This window comes from Paenibacillus sp. GCM10027629 (assembly GCF_042676425.1).
GTDB classification, from domain to species: domain Bacteria; phylum Bacillota; class Bacilli; order Paenibacillales; family Paenibacillaceae; genus Paenibacillus_K; species Paenibacillus_K terrigena.
The window spans coordinates 332,343-351,001 of record NZ_JBHTGZ010000012.1 but is presented as its reverse complement, the minus strand read 5'-3'; the positions used below and the strand labels follow the sequence as shown (position 1 = coordinate 351,001).

The 18,659-nt window shown below is 47.1% G+C and carries 9 protein-coding genes and 2 pseudogenes; 7 read left to right on the top strand and 4 right to left on the bottom strand.

Annotation, left to right across the window (positions count from 1 at the left end; genetic code table 11):
• The 4 genes and pseudogenes from ACFQZR_RS22195 to ACFQZR_RS22180 form a co-directional block, all read left to right on the top strand.
• Positions 1–299 (top strand): annotated as a pseudogene (locus ACFQZR_RS22195) (carbohydrate ABC transporter permease); the annotation flags it as partial.
• Between the two features lie 31 nt (positions 300–330).
• Entirely contained in the window at positions 331–1,875 is a 1,545-nt protein-coding gene (locus ACFQZR_RS22190; RefSeq protein WP_379349977.1) for an extracellular solute-binding protein, read from the top strand.
• A gap of 82 nt (positions 1,876–1,957) precedes the next feature.
• Positions 1,958–4,324, top strand: coding sequence for a glycoside hydrolase family 95 protein (locus tag ACFQZR_RS22185; protein ID WP_379349975.1), 2,367 nt, complete (start codon positions 1,958–1,960; stop codon positions 4,322–4,324).
• A gap of 234 nt (positions 4,325–4,558) precedes the next feature.
• Positions 4,559–9,928: a glycoside hydrolase family 2 TIM barrel-domain containing protein gene (locus ACFQZR_RS22180; protein WP_379350951.1), complete on the top strand. Its 5,370-nt coding sequence runs from the start codon at positions 4,559–4,561 to the stop codon at positions 9,926–9,928.
• Positions 9,929–10,027: 99 nt separating this feature from the next.
• Here ACFQZR_RS22180 and ACFQZR_RS22175 read toward each other — a convergent pair whose 3' ends face one another.
• The 3 genes and pseudogenes from ACFQZR_RS22175 to guaD form a co-directional block, all read right to left on the bottom strand.
• Complete coding sequence (locus ACFQZR_RS22175; RefSeq protein ID WP_379349973.1) at positions 10,028–11,785, bottom strand: glycoside hydrolase family 35 protein; 1,758 nt, start codon at positions 11,783–11,785, stop codon at positions 10,028–10,030.
• Between the two features lie 509 nt (positions 11,786–12,294).
• Positions 12,295–12,384, bottom strand: a pseudogene (locus ACFQZR_RS22170) (YjcZ family sporulation protein); the annotation flags it as partial.
• Between the two features lie 194 nt (positions 12,385–12,578).
• Positions 12,579–13,943 (bottom strand): guanine deaminase, encoded by a 1,365-nt coding sequence (gene guaD, locus ACFQZR_RS22165; RefSeq protein ID WP_379349971.1) that lies wholly within the window; start codon positions 13,941–13,943, stop codon positions 12,579–12,581.
• Positions 13,944–14,061: 118 nt separating this feature from the next.
• Here guaD and ACFQZR_RS22160 point away from each other — a divergent pair, with 118 nt between their 5' ends.
• From ACFQZR_RS22160 to gap, 3 genes are all read left to right on the top strand, one after another.
• On the top strand, positions 14,062–15,159 hold the full coding sequence (locus tag ACFQZR_RS22160) for a glycosyltransferase (RefSeq protein WP_379349969.1): 1,098 nt from the start codon (positions 14,062–14,064) through the stop codon (positions 15,157–15,159).
• Positions 15,156–15,770 carry a glycerol-3-phosphate acyltransferase gene (locus ACFQZR_RS22155; protein WP_379349967.1) on the top strand — a complete coding sequence of 205 codons (615 nt, stop codon included), beginning with the start codon at positions 15,156–15,158 and terminating at the stop codon, positions 15,768–15,770. Before ACFQZR_RS22160 ends, ACFQZR_RS22155 begins: the two co-directional genes overlap by 4 nt.
• A 325-nt stretch (positions 15,771–16,095) precedes the next feature.
• Positions 16,096–17,130 (top strand): type I glyceraldehyde-3-phosphate dehydrogenase, encoded by a 1,035-nt coding sequence (gap, locus tag ACFQZR_RS22150; RefSeq protein WP_379349965.1) that lies wholly within the window; start codon positions 16,096–16,098, stop codon positions 17,128–17,130.
• A gap of 81 nt (positions 17,131–17,211) precedes the next feature.
• Here the strand turns inward: gap and ACFQZR_RS22145 are convergent, their stop codons facing one another.
• On the bottom strand, positions 17,212–18,603 hold the full coding sequence (locus tag ACFQZR_RS22145) for an MFS transporter (protein ID WP_379350949.1): 1,392 nt from the start codon (positions 18,601–18,603) through the stop codon (positions 17,212–17,214).
• Positions 18,604–18,659 lie beyond the last annotated feature (56 nt).

Sequence of the window (18,659 nt, the reverse complement as noted above, 5' to 3'; positions counted from 1 at the left end):
CAATCCTGGCAACCATCGGCTTATTTACAGCTGTTGGCATTTGGAATGGATATTTCAATGCGTTGCTTTACTTAAATGACACTGAAAAGTATCCTTTGCAGATGATTTTAAGAAGTATTTTGGTCGCTGCAACCTTCAATCCAAGCGAAAAAGACGCTTATGCTCAATTAAATCACTCGGCAACGGAATCTTTAAAAATGGCATCCATTGTCATTACTACCCTTCCTATTATGTGTATTTATCCTTTTATACAAAAGTACTTTGTTAAGGGTCTTATGGTTGGCTCAATTAAAGGATAATTCAAAAAATTTACTAACAAGGAGATTTATCATGAAAAGAATTTTAGTCTTATTTTTAGCTGTCATGATGTTGTTTGCTGCAGGGTGCAGCAGCAAACCAAGCGAATCTGCCAAAGAACCTACACAAAAAGGTAGCGAAGAACCAATTGAAGTTTCTTGGTTTTTTATGTCTAATACCCCATACACTGGCGACGAAGAAATTTTTAAGACAATTCAAAAGTACACAAATATTAAAATCAAACCCATTAGCGTAGCCCGTGCTGACGTTACGCAAAAACTGAATACTGTGTTAGCATCTGGATCACTACCGGATTTGATTACGTTATCTAGAGATAATGCGGACCGTTATGGTCCACAAGGAGCATTCTTAGATTTAACGCCTTATATGGAAGCAGGGAAGCTTGATAATTACAAAGCGATGTTAGAAAAATATCCACCTGCCATGGATCTGACTCGTTCGCCTAACGGAAAATATTATGGCTTCCCAAGAATTTATGATGTGCCATATCGTGCCGACGAAGTTATGCTTGGCAGAACTGATATTTTTGCAAAAAACAATCTATCCACGAAGTTCGAAACGTTTGACGATTTATACAATACCTTAGTTCAACTGAAGAAACTGTACCCGGATTCTTACCCCTATTTTGTAAGATGGGGGACGCCTCACCTCATTGGCAACCAAGCTTACTTTAGAGGAACGAGCACCTCTTTCTATCTTGAACCAGATCAACAAAAATATTTATTTGGTCCAGAAAGCCAAGCCTACAAGGATACGTTGGTTTACTTGAATAAATTATATTCTGAAGGCTTATTAAATCCAAACTTTGCTACGATTACCGATGAAGAATGGAATGAACTTTTAGCTACCAACAAAGGTTTTGTAACCTTTGACTACCCACAAGTTGGCGACGAGATTATTCAACAAATGGGAAGCAAAATTCCACAGGGCTTTGAATTTACGGCGATGCTTCAACCTGCGTATAACGATAAAAGAGTTGGTACCGGTGTTTTAAGCGGCTATTTAGGGAGTTACAAAGTAATTTCAAACCAAACGAAATACAAAGATGAATTGGTTAATTTCCTGAATTGGATGTACAGTCCGCAGGGTATCGATGCCATGCAATTTGGTATCGAAGGCGAATCTTATCAAAAGAATACTGATGGTAGTGTTAAATTTTTAAAGGATTTTCAAACGCCTGCTACACCGAATGGTACGATCAAGAATGCGGGGCTAAACAACCAAGACCTTTTCACCGTTGTAAATCAAGCTGCTATTAATACGTTTGAGTTAAATGGTGCTGCTATGAAAAAATCTGTACAATTTTTGGAAGAAAACAAAGGTTTTGGCAAGCCGGTCTTTGATGCAAAATTCAGCGATACGAATGAGAAAAAAGAATATACCGACCTCAAAACGGCTATTGATACCTACGTAGAGGAAGCTTCGGTAAATGTGATTATCGGTAAGAAAAGCATTGATACCTGGGATTCGGAAGTTATTCCACAGGTTAAAAAACTTGGCTCTGACCGAGCTCTGGAACTAATTAATAAAGCCTATGACGAGACTTTTAAGAAATAATGGATATCACTTGAGTTGAACGAAGGAGCGTGAGTTTCTCACGCTCCTTGTTGTATTCTGGATGAGGAGTTGTGAGAACGATATGAAACGTTTATCATACAGCAAATCTGCGATGCATTGGTCGGAGGCATTGCCGCTTGGCAACGGAAGAATAGGTGCCATGCATTTTGGAGGCGTAGGAGAGGATCGTTTTCAGCTGAACGAAGATACGTTGTGGTCTGGTCCCCCAAGTCGGTATAAGCCTCATGATGACCGGGAATCGTTGCAGAAAGTGAGGCAGCTCCTTCGAGAACACCAATACAGTGAGGCGGACGAGGAGACGAAAAACATGTTCGGCCCTTTTGCGCAAGTGTATATGCCTCTTGGGAACTTGACCATACGCTTTATGCACGGCGAGGAAGGCCGGCGGTATAAACGGTCGCTAGATCTTGAATGCGCGCTCTCTTCGGTAACGTACACGATTGGTCCGGTCGAATATACGCGTGAAGCTTTCATATCCAATCCCCATCAAGTGTTGGCAATCCGACTGACAAGCTCCATTCCCAAGCAGCTTAACTTTGATGTGACCTTGGACAGTCCGCACAGAGCATTTACGTTGCAAGATGACAATGCATTGTTCGTGCAAGGGATTTGTCCCGAATACTGCGCACCGGGTTATTATGAAGAGGATTTGCAGCCGATTGTGTACGGAGATTTCGGCAACACGAAAGCGATTCATTTCGAGGGGAGATTGGGTGCTTCGATCGAAGATGGCCAAGCTGCATACCGAAACGGCAAGCTATCCGTTCAACACGCGACAAACGTCGTTCTTTACTTTGCTGCCGCGACATCCTTCAACGGCTACGATCAATTGCCCGGCACCGATTTTGACGTGCTGACCCGTCTGAATGAGTCGATTCTTTCGAAAGCGATGGAAGTTCCGTACGATCAATTGAAACAAGAGCATATACGCGATTACCGCGAGCTGTTTGATCGAGTCGATTTCACTCTAAGTGAAACTGACCAGAGGGACGAAATGCTTGATACCGATAAGCGGATCCAAAAATATGGCGCTAACGACCCGGCAATGGTTGCTTTGTTATTTCATTTCGGACGTTACTTACTGATTGCCTCTTCCCGGGAAGGGACGCAGCCGGCCAACCTGCAAGGGATATGGAACGATATGGTGCGGCCGCCATGGGGATGCAATTACACGTTGAATATTAATACGGAAATGAATTATTGGCCTGCGGAAGTGACGAATTTATCCGAATGCCACCGTACGCTGCTTAAGGCGATTCAGGAGCTGTCTGTAAACGGCAGAAAAATGGTTGAGGAGCGGTTTGGACTAAAGGGCTGGACGGCGCATCACAACTCGGATTTATGGAGACATGCACAGCCTGTAGGCGCAGAGCGGCACGGAGATCCGGCGTGGGCGTTCTGGCCGATGTCCGGGGTTTGGCTGTGCCGCCACTTATGGGAGCACTACGAGTACACGCAGGATAAACAATTTCTTGCCGAAGAAGTGTACCCGTTAATGAAAGGCGCGGTTCAATTTTGTCTGGATTGGCTGGTGGAGGATGAAAGCGGATATTTGATTACATCGCCGTCGACCTCACCGGAGCATCATTTTTATTCGAATGAAGGTCAGTTGGGAGCTGTCACACAGGGAGCGACGATGGATCTTCAGATGATCAACGATTTATTCGAAAATGGCTTTAAAATGGTCGCTATTCTTGGTGTTGAGGATGAATGGGTGAAGCAAATGGCTGCGGCCAAGGCACGTCTGCATCCGATGCAAATCGGCAAATACGGCCAACTGCAAGAATGGCTCATAGACTATGAGGATGAATATCAAGACCATCGTCATGTTTCCCACCTTTACGGAGTTTTTCCGGGGAATCAACTGACTGACGGTGTCTTGCTGGATGCCGTCCGGCAAACGTTGAACAGGCGCGGCGATGCTGGATCAGGTTGGAGTCTTGGGTGGAAGGTTTGTTTATGGGCTCGTTTGAAGGATGGGGAACGCGCTTTTCTGTTACTAGAGCGCATTTTTAACGTCGTTACAGCCTATGGGGGAAGAGGCAGCGGTATATCTCCGAATCTTCTCGGCTCCCATCCTCCTTTTCAAATTGACGGAAATTTCGGCTATACGGCGGGCATTGCAGAGATGCTAGTTCAATCCCACAGAGGGTATGTCGAATTATTGCCTGCAATTCCTTCCGCTTGGCAGAGTGGATCGTTATCAGGCGTTCGCGTTCGCGGAGGGTTCGAAATATCCCTTGTCTGGGATCGCATGCAAGTCTGTCAGCTGGAGGTCTCTTGCTGTGTCGACAATACGTTTAGAATGAAATCCGATAAATCGGCAATTGTCCAAGAAGATGGGAAGCAAGACTGGACCCTTGAACCGATCGAAGGTTATCTGTCCTTGGAGATAAGCAAAGATCAAAAGGTGTCTCTTCAGTTTTAATGGTTGCAAATCAGTAGTGACGAACCAAACGAAGACATGCACGTTAAGGCAACTTCCTTTCGACGGAGTTGCCTTTTTTCTTTTACTACGAATTGATGAGAATTTTCCTAGAAGATATGAGGATTTTGGATTTAATTGCGACGGGGGCAACGTAATAATGGTATTGTAAGGCACGCAGCTAGAATTTAGAGGAGGACGGCATTAATTATCTGAGAAGGAGGCTTTGTAACGTTGATGAAAAAAAGATTGTCGTTACTACTCATGCTGCTCATGGTGGCGAATACATTCTGGGGATTAACTGCGGGGGCTGCACCTGCGAATGGCTACCCCGAATGGAATAACAATCCGACCGTTTTTCAGGTGAACCGTGAGCCAGCACATGCATCTTTTATTCCCTTTGGGGATGTCGATTCCGCATTGAAAGGTGCAGATATGATCTCAGCGATGACCGAACATCCGTCGCCTTATTATCGTTCGTTGAACGGCGAATGGAAATTCAATCTGGCGAATAACCCAGCCTCACGCCCAGTGGATTTCTACCAGGATACATATGACTCCAGTGGTTGGAAGAACATTAAAGTGCCAGGGGAGTGGCAGATGCAAGGCTATGATTTTCCGATTTACACCAATGTCACATACCCGTTCTGGGGCAATGGTAATACGACGAATGTTCAGCCGCCTTTTGCGCCGACGCAGTACAACCCAGTCGGTTCTTACAAGCGGACCTTCACGATTCCGGCAGATTGGATGGATCGGCAGACATTTATTTCGTTCCAAGGTGTTGAAAGCGCATTCTATGTGTGGGTGAACGGCCAGCAGGTCGGATACGCTGAAGACAGCTATACGGCTAAGGATTTCAATATTACGCCGTATTTAAGAGAAGGCGAGAATTCCCTCGCCGTAGAAGTCTACCGTTGGTCAGATGGTAGTTGGCTTGAAGACCAGGACTTCTTGCGCGTTAGTGGCATTCAACGCGATGTGTTCTTGTACAGTACGCCGTCGGTTCATATCCGGGATTTCACAATCGTGACGGACTTGGACACGGACTATAAAGATGCAGATCTGCAATTAAAGGTCAACGTAAAAAAAGATGGTGCGAGCGCGTCAGAGGAAAAGCATACCGTTGAAGCGATGCTCTATGACGCGAGCAATCAACCCGTGCTGACGGAGCCCGTCGTGATGAAGGCAGATCTGAACGGTCAAGCTGAAGTTCAGGCTAGCGGCTCACAACTCGTCGCGAATCCACTCAAGTGGTCAGCCGAGACACCGAACTTATACACTCTGGTGTTTAGCTTGAAAGATGACACGGGGAAGGTCATTGAGACAGCTGGTTCACGCGTCGGCTTTCGGGAATTCGAAGTGAGAGTGATGGCCGACGGCAGCGGCAAGCAGCAAATGCTCCTTAACGGGAAGCCGATCATGCTCAAAGGTGCTAATCGGCATGAGAGCAGTCCGGATACGGGTCATGCGATTGATCTGGATCTGATGATTCAAGACATTAAGTTAATGAAACAGTTTAACGTGAATGCGGTTCGCACTTCGCATTATCCGAATCATCCATTCTGGTATGATCTTGCGAATCAATATGGGATTTATATTTTGGACGAGGTGAACCTGGAGACGCACGGCGTCAACGGATCTGTTCCGACGAACAAAGCGGAGTGGACCGAGAATATTAAGGATCGGGCCCACAGCATGGTCGAACGCGATAAGAACCACCCGTCCGTCCTCATCTGGTCGCTTGGCAATGAAGCCGGCCAAGGAGCTAACTTCAAGACGGAATCGGATTATATCCGCAGTCTGGATCCGACGCGTCCAATTCACTATGAAGGATATAATGACGCGAAGGTAACAGACATGGTTAGCCATATGTACCCAGCAGTTTCGACACTTGAAACGTATGCGAAGAGCAGTGATCCAAGGCCTTACATCATGTGCGAATATGCGCATTCGATGGGGAACAGTACAGGCAATCTTCAAGAATACTGGGATATGATCAAGAAGTATCCGAACTTGCAAGGCGGGTTTATTTGGGATTGGGTCGATCAAGCCGTACGCATGAAGACACCGTCAGAAAAGCTCTATCTGACGGATGCGAATCAGTCTTATCAAGCGGATTACACTGGAAGTGTCGTGGAACAGGCTGATGGTGTAACTGGCGTCCTACAGGCGAAAGATCGGGCTTCTGCTTCCGTGACGATGCCTAATGATGCCAAATATAACCTGAGCGGACCGTTGACCGTCGAGGCTTGGGTGAAGCCGGTTGCGAACATTGCGAATAGTCCGATCATCGCCAAGGGCGATTCACAATTCGCATTGAAAATGAATGGTACGGACAAATTGGAGTTTTTCGTCTACAAAGGTGGCGTCTGGACCGCGGCGACGGCGAACTTGCCTGCGAATTGGCTGAATCAATGGCATCATGTGGCAGGTACTTATGACGGCTCGAACTTGAGTCTCTATCTTGATGGACAAATCGTCTCAACTAAAGTCTATACAGGAAGTATTGCCGCAAGTTCATATCCGCTTACGATCGGCAAAGATGCGGAGAGAGGTCGAACTTCCAACATGAGCTTTGACAAAATTCGTGTATACAATCGAGGATTATCTTTGACAGAGTTAAATAATTCTGACCGCACACCAGATTCGAATACGGTGTTATGGATGGATTTCAATGTATCGGATGCCAAGTCCATCCCGCTGGAGTCGCATGAATATCTCGCTTACGGCGGCGACTTCGGCGACAATCCGAATGACGGCAACTTTATGGCCAATGGCTTGATTTCCGCTGATCGCACCGTACAGCCTGAGCTATGGGAAGTCAAGCAGGTCTACCAGAACATTAACGTGAAGGACGTAGATCTTAAGAAAGGGCTCGTCGAGATTAAGAATGAATTTTTATTTAGCAATGTTAATCAATACGATGTGACCTGGGAGTTAAGAGCAGATCATCAAGTCGTTCAGCACGGAGACCTATCGGGATTGGATATCCCGGCGCTAACGTCCAAGCAAGTTACAGTTCCTTATGTGTGGCCGAAAGAGCAACCAGGTGTCGAGTATTGGCTCAATATCAGCTTCACGCTAAAGAGCAATACGTTATGGGCTTCCAAGGGCCATGTGGTGGCGAAGCAGCAGTTCAAATTACCGGTGAATACGCCAGGGCAGACCGCACTTGATCTGTCGAAGATGCCGAATCTGACGACGGAAGAGCAGGGTACGCAAGTGAAGATCCAGAATACCGACATGAATTTGACCTTCGATAAATCGACTGGGACGATTCAGGCCTTAAATTATAAGGGCAAAACATTGATTCAGAACGGGCCAATTCCGAATTACTGGCGCGCCCCGATTGATAATGACAAAGGTAACGGCGGTCCATCCCGGATGGCGACATGGAAGAACGCAGGCAAGAATCGAAGCGTCAGCAAGGTGAATGTGACGAAGATCGGCGAGAAAATCGTGCGGATCGATGTGGAAGGGACGCTGCCAACGACGACCGTCTCCTCGTATAAGACGTCTTACACGATCTTCGGTAATGGCGACATTAAAGTTACGAACAGCTTGAAGCCGGGTGCAAGCACACTTCCGGAAATCCCTGAAGTGGGAAGCCTCATGACCATTCCGCAGGAATTTGAGCAAATGACATGGTATGGCCGCGGACCTCACGAGAATTATCAGGACCGCAACACGGGATCGGATGTCGGGTTGTACAACGGTACAGTAGAGGAGCAATTCTTCCCTTATATCGAGCCGTCGGAGACAGGAAACAAGACCGACGTGCGATTCGTAGCGTTAACCAATCCAGAAGGCGCGGGAATTATGGCCATCGGCTCCCCGACGATCGAGGCGAATGCGCTGCATTACACGCCAGACGATCTGGATGGACCGCTGCATCCGTATCAAGTTACGCATCGTGATGACATCACTTTGCGCGTGAATTATAAGCAAATGGGCGTCGGCGGCGACAACAGCTGGGGTGCTAAACCGCATCCAGCGTACATGCTGCTTCCGAACAAAGAATATAGCTACAGCTACACACTTCGTCCGATCCCGGATGGCACTTCGAATTTGATGGAACTGAGCAAAGCGATCTCGACCGTCAATTTGATCAGCTCAATACAAGTAGATGGGCGGGCGCTCACTGGATTCGATCCGGAGAAAACGAGCTACACGCACAACGTGCTTCGAGGCACACAGAAGGTACCTACAGTTGAAGCCATTGCGACGAGCAAAGATGTACGGATTACGGTAACGCCGGCTGCAGATCTATCCGGTAAGACGATTGTTACGGCAAGCTCTTCGGATGGTCTGCTCTCGAAGACGTATGAGATTCATTTCAATGTGACGGATCAATATTTAAGCGACATGGAGTGGGTTCGTGCTACGTCAGGGTGGCTTACAGTGCAGAAGGATCAGAGCGTAGAAGGCAATCCGATTCGACTGCGTGGTCCTTCGGGTGCGGTAACTTACGATAAAGGGCTCGGTACGCATGCGAACTCCGAAATCGTCTATGATCTAAGCGGTCGGAGCTACGAAGCTTTTAAGGCCGTCATCGGGGTGGATCAGGAAATCGGTGGAACAGGATCGGATCGCAACACGATTGTCTTCCAAGTGTTCCTGGACGGCGTGAAGGCTTACGACAGCGGCTTAATGCGGGCGACGACGGTGGCGAAAGCGATTGAAGTCCCTGTGAAAGGCGTCAAGGAACTGAAGCTTGTCGTTTCGGATTACGGTGACGGCATTTCCGAAGACCATGGCGATTGGGCGGATGCCATTCTTGTTCCTAGCATCAAGCTTGAACCTGAGGCATCCCTAATAGGACCTGCGATAATCGCTAAAGGTCAAACCTTTGATCTATCGTATCGTCTAAACAATGTAACGCAGAGCGTATATGCTCAAGATCTAACGTTCAACTATGATGCGAAGCAGTTGGAATTGATGGACGTCAGCACTGTAGAAGAGAAGACGTTAATAGTCGAGAAGAAAGCGTCTGATGGGAAGCTGCGGCTCCTCTTGGCGAATACATCGGGTGCACAAGTTCAGGGTGATCTATTAAAACTGCGGTTTACTGCCAAATCTATGGGTGAAGCCTCGGTTGGACTTTCGAATCTTGTGTTGGCGGATGGTGAAGGTAAGGAAATGTCGCTTACCGGTTTGACGTATAAGATTATCATTCAAGAAGGAGTCGACAAAGGAGCCCTCCTCGCATTAATTACAGAAGCACAGCATATCCATGATGCGGCTGTGGAAGGTTCGAGCGCTGGACAGTATCCAGTAGGCTCCAAAGCGATACTTCAAGCGGCGATCGATCAAGCCAAAGCCGTAGCTAATCTTAGCGATGCGAGCAAGGAGCAGGTCGAGCAAGCGGTATCGGCATTGACAGCTGCGCTGAAGGCCTTTACCGATAGCATGATCCAAGGGAAGCCGGGCGATCTGAACGGAGACGGCAAATATTCGATCGGGGATCTTGCGATCGTCGCAGCAGCTTATGGCAAGACCTCAGCGGATCCAGATTGGGCAAAATATAAGCAAGCCGATTTGAATAACGATGGCCAAGTAGACATTAAAGACCTAGCAATACTGGCACAGAAAATTATTGAGTAAAGGCCCCCCAATTGGGAAAGGAGAAGGCGTGATATCGCCTTCTCCTTTTTTCTTGCGGATTTCTCTATCTGCTGAAGTATATTGAAAACAAGGATGATGTTACCCGAGAATAGCGCTATCGCGAAGTGTTACGACCGGCTCTTCAGCACCATGCAGCTCGAACAGCACGAGCTCGTTCACTCCTTTGCGAATAAGTGGAGCCGGGATATATAACGTTTTTTGCGGACCTACTGTTTCCCAATATCGGCCAAGATTGAAGCCATTAATGTACGCGACGCCTTTGTTCCAGCCTTTCAGCTCAAGGAACGTATCTGCCGCCTCATCCACTTGGAACGTCCCTTTGTAGAATGTCGGCTTGCCTTCGCATTTCGCGGTTGTAGGCGTATATTCCAGCTTCGACAAATCTTCCATAGGTAGCGTATGGATCGTCCAATGGTACAGGAACTGCGCCCCGAAGCGAATTCCTTCCGTAATCCCTTTCACATCTCGCAAGGATGGACCGTAGTTGGTTCGACCCATATTTTCGACTAGCACGCTTAATTGCGCACCTTCTGGCGGGATACTGAAAGTGATCGGCTCCGCGTCTTTGTTCCAGCGTTCAATGACACCTTTGAATTCACCGTCGACAAAGATCTGTGCACGATCGTGCACATCCTGCAGATTCAGCTTCGTCTCTGGGCGCGGTCCGGATATCCGCGTTGTATACAGGATAAAGCCGTAGTTTTGTCCGAGCAGCTCCATAGGGTCTGGGCAAGTTCTTTGCACCGGCGTCGACAGCTTATCGAGTGATTCGAACAGTGAAACCTGCTGCGACATGTTCACTTGGCCGTAAGCTTTCTTCTTGATCGGTTCAGGCAGCTCGAGCGGTCCGAGGTCGACATATTTGGATACAACCTCGCGTACCGCATAGAACTTGTCCGTCAAATCGCCGCATTCGCTGATCGGTACATCGTAGTCGTAGCTTGTGATTGTCGGCATATACGTGGTGCCGTCGTCATTCGCGCCGCTCCAGAAGCCGAAATTCGTTCCGCCATGGAACATATAGAAGTTGACCGAAGCGTCCAACGCCAGCATTTCGTCGAATACTTTCGCCACATCAGCGGCATCGCGAGTATGGTGCTGCTCGAACCAATGGTCGAACCAGCCGTTCCAATATTCCATGCACATGATCGGGCCTTCCGGCTGATATTCGCGCAGTTTAGGGAAATATTCCTCTGGCCGCGAACCAAAATTGACAGTCTCGAGGACTCCCGGCACCATGCCGCCTTGCAGCATAAAGTCTCCCGGTCCATCGGAGGTGAACAGCAATACGTCGATACCGCGCTTGATCTTGCTTTCTTTTAGATATTCTAGATATTGCGTGTCGTTGCCGTAACTGCCGTATTCGTTCTCGATTTGCATCGCGATGATCGGCCCGCCATTGGTACAGAGCAGTGGAACAAACTTCGGCAACAAGACGTCGTAATAAGCGTCAATTTTGTCGAGGAATGGTTGGTGGAAACAGCGCAACCGCATGCCGGGATCGGCCAGCAGCCATGCCGGCAATCCGCCGAATTCCCACTCTGCACAAATATACGGACTTGGACGAACGATAACATACAGCCCCAATTCGCCGGCCGTCTCGATAAACTTGACGATGTCGGCGATGCCTTCAAAGTTGAACTGTCCTTCCTTTGGCTCATGCAAGTTCCACGGTATATAGGTTTCTACCGTATTGAAGCCGCAAGCCTTCAGTTTCATCAGACGATCTCGCCAATATTCGGGAACGACGCGAAAATAATGGATTGCACCTGAAATAAGCCTGACCGGCTTGCCGTCAAAAACAAATTGATTACCTTCCACTGCAAATATAGACACAGTAATACCCTCCGCTCATTTATGGTATAGAATCATCTACTAGATTCGTTATGAAAGCGATTCCTGAAATGTCACTAGCACCGCCTTATGTACTATATTTTATAGTCTCTCAACAGGTATAACTACTTTCCTTATCAACGATTTCTGTATTCTATCAACGAAGTCGATACTACACTCTGAAATGCGGACGATCCCTAAGAACCGTCCACATCAAGTTATCGCTTGGAACACTTCAGCAATCCGAGTCTCGTCCAATCCGAAATTAAAGCAACCCAATATTTCAAGTGAAGTGCACCCCTAAGAATAGGCATTGGAAAAACCCACAGGGGAATCCGATGAATTCTAAGGAGTGCATTTTTATTTGAATTCAAGCGACGACTGCGAATATAAACCATTTTTTGGGAAGTGAACATCTAGAGATATATTGTGAGTAACAATGTGTTAAGTCGTAGTATGATCGACATTAGGCTCTAACAACCGCATCCAACACCACCGATACCGATACCACCAACACAAGCACAAGCGACAATTACTAACAAGATGAACAATACAAGGATTGTACCTGTACTTGTAAAAGCTCCACCAACTAGACCGGACATGTGAACACCTCCCAAAACCTTATTTTGATTACTCGTTATGGTATGAAGACTGATTTCTCTTTGTTTGGGTAGTTGTTACTGGTTAATTCACTATATTAATAAATGAACGAAAAAAGCCCTGAACACTCAGGGCTTTCTCATAGAAAACGTTATAAATGATATAGTTTCACTAATTATACGCTAGAAGCATCCACTTACCGCGTATGAACCTTCTCGCCCTGTACCCACACCTCACGAATATTCTCCGGACGTGCCAGATACATGATCTTCTGGAACACATCATTCAAATCCTCATCCGCTTGATAGATCGGCAATTTAGCTGTCGCTAATGTCGTGTCGATCATCTGTACATCCCATGCATAGTTCGCTTCCAAGCGGCCGATCGGTAAGCTAAGACTCTCACCGCCCCCGGCAGTTGCCAGATAGAAAGCTTCGTTAATGGTAATACGTGAATTCGGAACACCACGTTCGGCTGCAGGAAGAGCTGGATTCACGCCGTCTTCGAGCATGCGCGAAGAGATCACAGCTTGTCTCGTATTATCGAAGAGACTTGGTGAGAATCCGCCTGAGATATCGGATCCAAGTCCAATCTCAACGCCTTTGGCTTGTAAATGCGCAATCGGGATCACGCTATTCGCAAAATAGCTATTCGAGACCGGACAATGGCAGATCGCCGTGCCCTTCTCCGCGAATAGATCTGCGTCCTCATCATTCAGGAAGTTACAATGCGCCATGACAGATTTCTCACGCAGGAGTCCAAAATCATTTAATGCAAATGCATCGTTCTTATTGTGGCGATCCTGCACATAGCCATGCGCCCAGTCGCTCTCGCTGCAGTGTGATTGCACATAGGTATCATACTTTGCCGCTAATGCGCCAAGTCCTTGCAAGCCTTCGTCGGTACAGCTAGGAATGAAGCGCGGTGTTACGACAGGGTAGACACCTTGTTTGGTTGTTCTTGCTAATTCCTGAATCGCAAGGATGAATTCCTCGGTATCCGCGAGTGCGGCTGCCGTATCCTTATCACGATAATAATCAGGGTTATTCTCAGGATGATCCATGACCACTTTCCCAACCAGACCGCGTTGTCCTTGTTCGGCACAGATCTCAGCAAGTCGAATACTTGCTTCTTTATGAACTGTTGCAAAGTAGAGGGCTGTCGTCGTTCCGTTGGCAAGAAGTGTGCTAACGACGTCTTGGTAGACGTTCTCGGCAAAATCCAAATTTGCGAATTTCGATTCTAACGGGAAGGTATAGGTGTTAAGCCAATCATAAAGCGGAATATCGAGCGCCGTACCGGATTGAGCCCATTGCGGGGCATGAACGTGCAAGTCGATGAAACCAGGCAAGAAGTATTGGCCTTCAGCAAGTCGATGGAAGTTTGCTTGGTGTTGATAAGTGTCCAATAACGTTTGATAATCGTTGTTTTCGGGGGCAACGATTTGTTCGATCATCCCATCCGAATTAATACAGAAAAGATAATCTTTTAAGATGTGTACTTCTTTTGGTGATTTGGAAGAAAAAGCTGTCCCTAGAAAGATTTGCGAATATTTAGTCATGATATACACCTTAATGTTCGTATTTTTGTTGAATGATACTAGATATTATAGGGGATCAGAAATGTAATGTCTATTCGCAATTCCTCATATACATAGAGCCAGAAGGGGGAATTCGGACATGTGGATTATAATGCTAATGGTTGCCGGATGTCTCTGTGGATTCATACTATTCAGAAAAAATATCGTACCTCCTGATGATGTACCCTATCGAGGCTTACATAAGCTCTCCGTTATCATTCCTGCTCGAAATGAAGAATGTAACTTGCCTTATCTTCTCGATTCGCTGATGTCGCAGACCACCCTACCTTACGAAATCATCGTGGTGGATGATTTCTCGACGGATCGGACGAGGGAAATCGCTGAACGCTATGCAGGTGTCACGGTGATTGCGGGCACTCCGCTCCCGGAGGGATGGACAGGGAAGAGCTGGGCGGTATGGAATGGTTATTTGCATGCTTCCGGCGATGTCTTTGCTTTTTTGGACGCGGATATCCGAATGGCGCACCACGCATTGGGCTCCTTGATGAAGGTACGTGAACGATCGAAGGGCGTCATTTCAGTGGTCCCCTTTCATCATACGGAGAAGCTGTACGAGAAGCTCGCGCTGGTCATGAATATGCTGGGTATTTTTACGTTTACGTCAGTCTTTGAGAAGAGGAATCCCAAGAAAGGTCTGTACGGCTCTTGTATCCTTGCTTCACGAGAGGATTATGAGAAGATCAAAGGCCATGAGAGCGTCAAATCGGAAGTATTGGATGATTTGCTCATCGGATCGAAATTCGTGGAAGCAGGTATTCCTGTCACCAATTTTATCGGATATGGGATGGTCTCCTTCCGGATGTACCCGCAAGGGATCCGAAGCGAGGTTGAAGGCTTTAGCAAGGGGGCTATTTTAAGCACGTCGACATTAAGTCCATGGACGATTATCCCTATCGCGGTCTGGGTGGTTGGCCTCCTTGTATCAGATGCTGCATTTGTTTTTGCGAACACGTCTTGGGCCTTGTCATTGTTCCTAGGTTATATCCTATATATGGCTCAGTTCTTCTATTTCATTCGATATGTTGGTGTGTTCGGGTTGCTGATTCCGGTGCTGCATGTGATTGCTTCCCTGTTTTTCGTCGTCATCATGTTGTATTCGATGTATCAGGTCGTTGTCCTAGGGGAGGTCAGATGGAAAGGTAGGCTCGTCCAAGTGGGGGGCAGGCGAAATCGATGATGATATTATTGTGGATCGCCTGTGCTTTCCTATCGGGATCACTCATGTTCTCGTACTGGCTGGGTCTAGCGGGTCGCAAAAATTTAAAGGCTGTGGGCGATGGCAACCCCGGTGCTATGAACTTATGGAAGGCTCGAGGCTATAAAGTCGGCATTTTTGGTATCTTGTTGGATTTTGCTAAAGGTTACGTGCCTGTGATATGGGGGATCTCAAGCGGGTACGCCCCGGGTTATCTCATCATTCCGCTTGCGCTAGCTCCCATCGCGGGGCATGCCTTCTCACCGTTTTTACGGGGCAAGGGAGGAAAGGCGATCGCGGTAACCTTTGGGGTCTGGAGCGGGCTTATAGGCTTCGAGGTCTCGCTGGTATATGCGGTGGTATTGGCGGTTATGAAGGCAGGGAGCTTCTGGATCAACAAAAACAAGCCAACATCCACGGAGGCGGACGGCTTGCAGGTGGTAAGCGGGTTGTTGCTTGTGTTCATCTATTTGCTTCTTAACATGTTCTCGGCAGTGATTCTGCTCGTGTGGCTTGGAAATTTTGCGATTCTTGTTTACACCCATCGGGTGGAATTGGCCTCATGGCTGAAGAAGAGCGTAAAGCTAAAGTGATCTCCACCCTTGAGACGTAAGTCCATGAGGTGTCCAAGCATAGAACGACGTTGCGGTCTGAATAATCAGGACGGCTTATAGATCTGCCTTTCTTCACGGCTTCCGCGATGTTATAACTATTATGAGTCATATATATATTAAATTAGAAATAAATGGTAGTTAATAGATGTTAATAACAGCTTTTTTGACGATTTTGTTAAAATATGAAGTATATGTTGTACTATAAATATAAATAATCAAATAAATATTGTGTAATATTAGTTAATATGATACATTAATCCCGTTAGGTGCGAATGGAATTTATGACAGGGAGATGGTCTAACTCATGTTGATCGGGATTAACGGTATGGGAAGAATCGGACGTTTGCTAGTCCGCAGAGCATTCGAACATCCACAGGAATCGTGGCAATTGCGTGCAATAAACTGTCTGTATCCAGCATCGACAATTGCTCATTTATTGAAATATGACACCGTGCATGGGAAATGGGATCGAGACATTACGGTGGAACCGAACGCGCTCATTATTGAAGGGCAACGGATTGAAGTATTAAGTGAGGCGAATCCAGCTTTCCTACCTTGGAAGCAGCTTGGCATCCATACGGTCATTGATGCGACAGGGAAATTTACAGAACGGTCACAAGCTGCGAAGCATTTAGAGGCTGGGGCGTCCAAAGTGATCCTGTCGTCACCGGGTAAGGGTGTCGACATCACGGTTGTGATGGGAGTCAACGAGGACAACTATGATCTGGATCGACACTCGATTGTATCCGCCGCATCTTGTACAACGAATTGCTTAGCGCCTGTGCTTCAAATTCTAGACCATGCTTTTCAAGTTCAGACGGGTTGGATGACGACGATTCATTCCTATACGAATGATCAGAAGCATCTGGATAATCCACACCAAGATTTGCGTCGTGCCAGAGCGTGCGCGCAATCCATTATTCCGACTTCAACAGGGGTAGGTAAAGCGTTAGGCGAGGTCATTCCGCATCTTGCTCCTGTGATTCAAGGCATCTCCATTCGTGTTCCGACACCGAATGTCTCCTTAATCGATTTGACTGTGGAGACACGGTATGAGGTGACATCTGAGCAAGTGCGCAGCGTATTTAAGCAGGCAGTGGCAGGGAAATATGCTCCTTATGTTGCATTGTGCGATGAACCGCTCGTCTCCTCTGATTTCGTCGGGAACGAGAAGTCTTCGATTATTGACGGCATGTCGATCATGACCAGCGGCAGACAAGTGAAAGTGTTGGCATGGTATGACAACGAATGGGCGTATGCCTCTAGAGTTATTGATTTGGCCCAGCACATGATCAGCCATGAAATGAGCATTCCCTATAAAGAAACGGTAACATCGTAACGAACAGTTCAAGTTGCAGTGAAAATAGCCTTGATCCCATAACGTAAGGGATCAAGGCATTTTTTTGCCTATCGTTCATTTTTATTCAGATGTCGATGGTTGTTCTGATGCGCTTGGCAGTCGACCGTATACGGAAAAGTATACGATGCTTCCTATGATGATTGCTGTGATGAAGAGCAGCATCATATTGCTGTACAGAAATGCTGCAGCATCTGTAACCGTTGGGAGGAAGGAAACAGCTAACCAAGGTTTCGTGAGTAGTCCTCCGACGATGGCCACACCCATGCCTTCGGCGAGGAAGCAGGCGAAGTTCAGCAGCCCCATTCCGGAGCCAGACTCCTCGGAATGCAGCGACCCTGCGACACTGGTGGAAATTACGGTCTTCACCAAGGCAAGTCCACCGAATGTCAGGATCATGGCACAGGTGATGAGCCAGGGTGTTCGATCTGCGACCAGCGCAACGCTCAGAAAGCTTACAGTGATCATCCCAATGCCAATCGCCATTGTGAATAGATTCCCGCGTCGATCGACACAGATCCCGCCGAGGTAGCCGAATAGGATCACGCTGACAGTCCCCGGAAATAGAATACCAGCACCAATTAAACTGGTGGGCATCTGATATACATCTTTCATCATGTAAGGAACCATCGCTACATAACCAGCTGCTGTGCCTAACAGGATGCTGCCAGTAAGTACACCGACGATAAACGTTTTCCTGCTGAACAAAGAGGGTTCAATAAAAGGCTGCTCTGCACGTCGTATCCGCCAAGTAAACCCGATAAACAACAATATGCTGATCGCTAGGAAGGACCATTGAAACATCGTTGTAAAGAGAGTAAACGTAAGAATCCCAAGAGATAACAGTATTGCCCCGAGGACATCCGTCTTTCCTTCTCTCATCGATTCGCCAGGCAGCGTCTGAATAAAAAACGGAAGCGTTAATAGCGTCAATATCGGTAGAATGAACAAGTAGGACCAATGCAAATAATTTGTAATCATCCCACCGATCACTGGGCCGATGGCTTCGCCGAAGGCAACCATAGAACCAATGAGACCAAAGGCTCTTCCTTGTTGATTCGGCTCGATACAACGCGCCACAATGATCATAATTAATGCTGGAACCGCTGAGATTCCTGCACCTTGAATGAATCTTGCGGCGAACACGCCAGGATAGTAGACATGGAACACAACCCCAACAATCGATCCTGTCCCGTATAGCAGCAATCCAATCAGGAGCAATTTCTTGACGCCGTATACATCGGATAACTTCCCATATACAGCTGTACCGATGGCGAACGTAAGAATGAAGCTCGTATTGACCCAGTTCGCCGCTGCGGGTGAAATGCCAAATTGTACGGCGATGTCAGGTAGAGATACGTTAAATACGGTCTCGTTAAGCACACTGAAGAAAGCAAGAAAACTAAGCCATGCGATTGATTTTAGATAATTCAAAGAAATAGCCCCTTCGTACATCAAGGGGAATTGCGCAGTTTATAGGGTCAATGATGCGTCTTCCCCTAAATTTTGTA

What these genes read in the sequence shown, in the direction of transcription:
- ACFQZR_RS22190 (WP_379349977.1), top strand. Translation starts at nt 331, where the DNA reads ATGAAAAGAATTTTAGTCTTATTTTTAGCTGTCATGATGTTGTTTGCT.
- ACFQZR_RS22185 (WP_379349975.1), top strand. Translation starts at nt 1,958, where the DNA reads ATGAAACGTTTATCATACAGCAAATCTGCGATGCATTGGTCGGAGGCA.
- ACFQZR_RS22180 (WP_379350951.1), top strand. Translation starts at nt 4,559, where the DNA reads ATGAAAAAAAGATTGTCGTTACTACTCATGCTGCTCATGGTGGCGAAT.
- ACFQZR_RS22160 (WP_379349969.1), top strand. Translation starts at nt 14,062, where the DNA reads ATGTGGATTATAATGCTAATGGTTGCCGGATGTCTCTGTGGATTCATA.
- ACFQZR_RS22145 (WP_379350949.1), bottom strand. Translation starts at nt 18,603, where the DNA reads ATGTACGAAGGGGCTATTTCTTTGAATTATCTAAAATCAATCGCATGG.
- guaD (WP_379349971.1), bottom strand. Translation starts at nt 13,943, where the DNA reads ATGACTAAATATTCGCAAATCTTTCTAGGGACAGCTTTTTCTTCCAAA.
- gap (WP_379349965.1), top strand. Translation starts at nt 16,096, where the DNA reads ATGTTGATCGGGATTAACGGTATGGGAAGAATCGGACGTTTGCTAGTC.
- ACFQZR_RS22155 (WP_379349967.1), top strand. Translation starts at nt 15,156, where the DNA reads ATGATGATATTATTGTGGATCGCCTGTGCTTTCCTATCGGGATCACTC.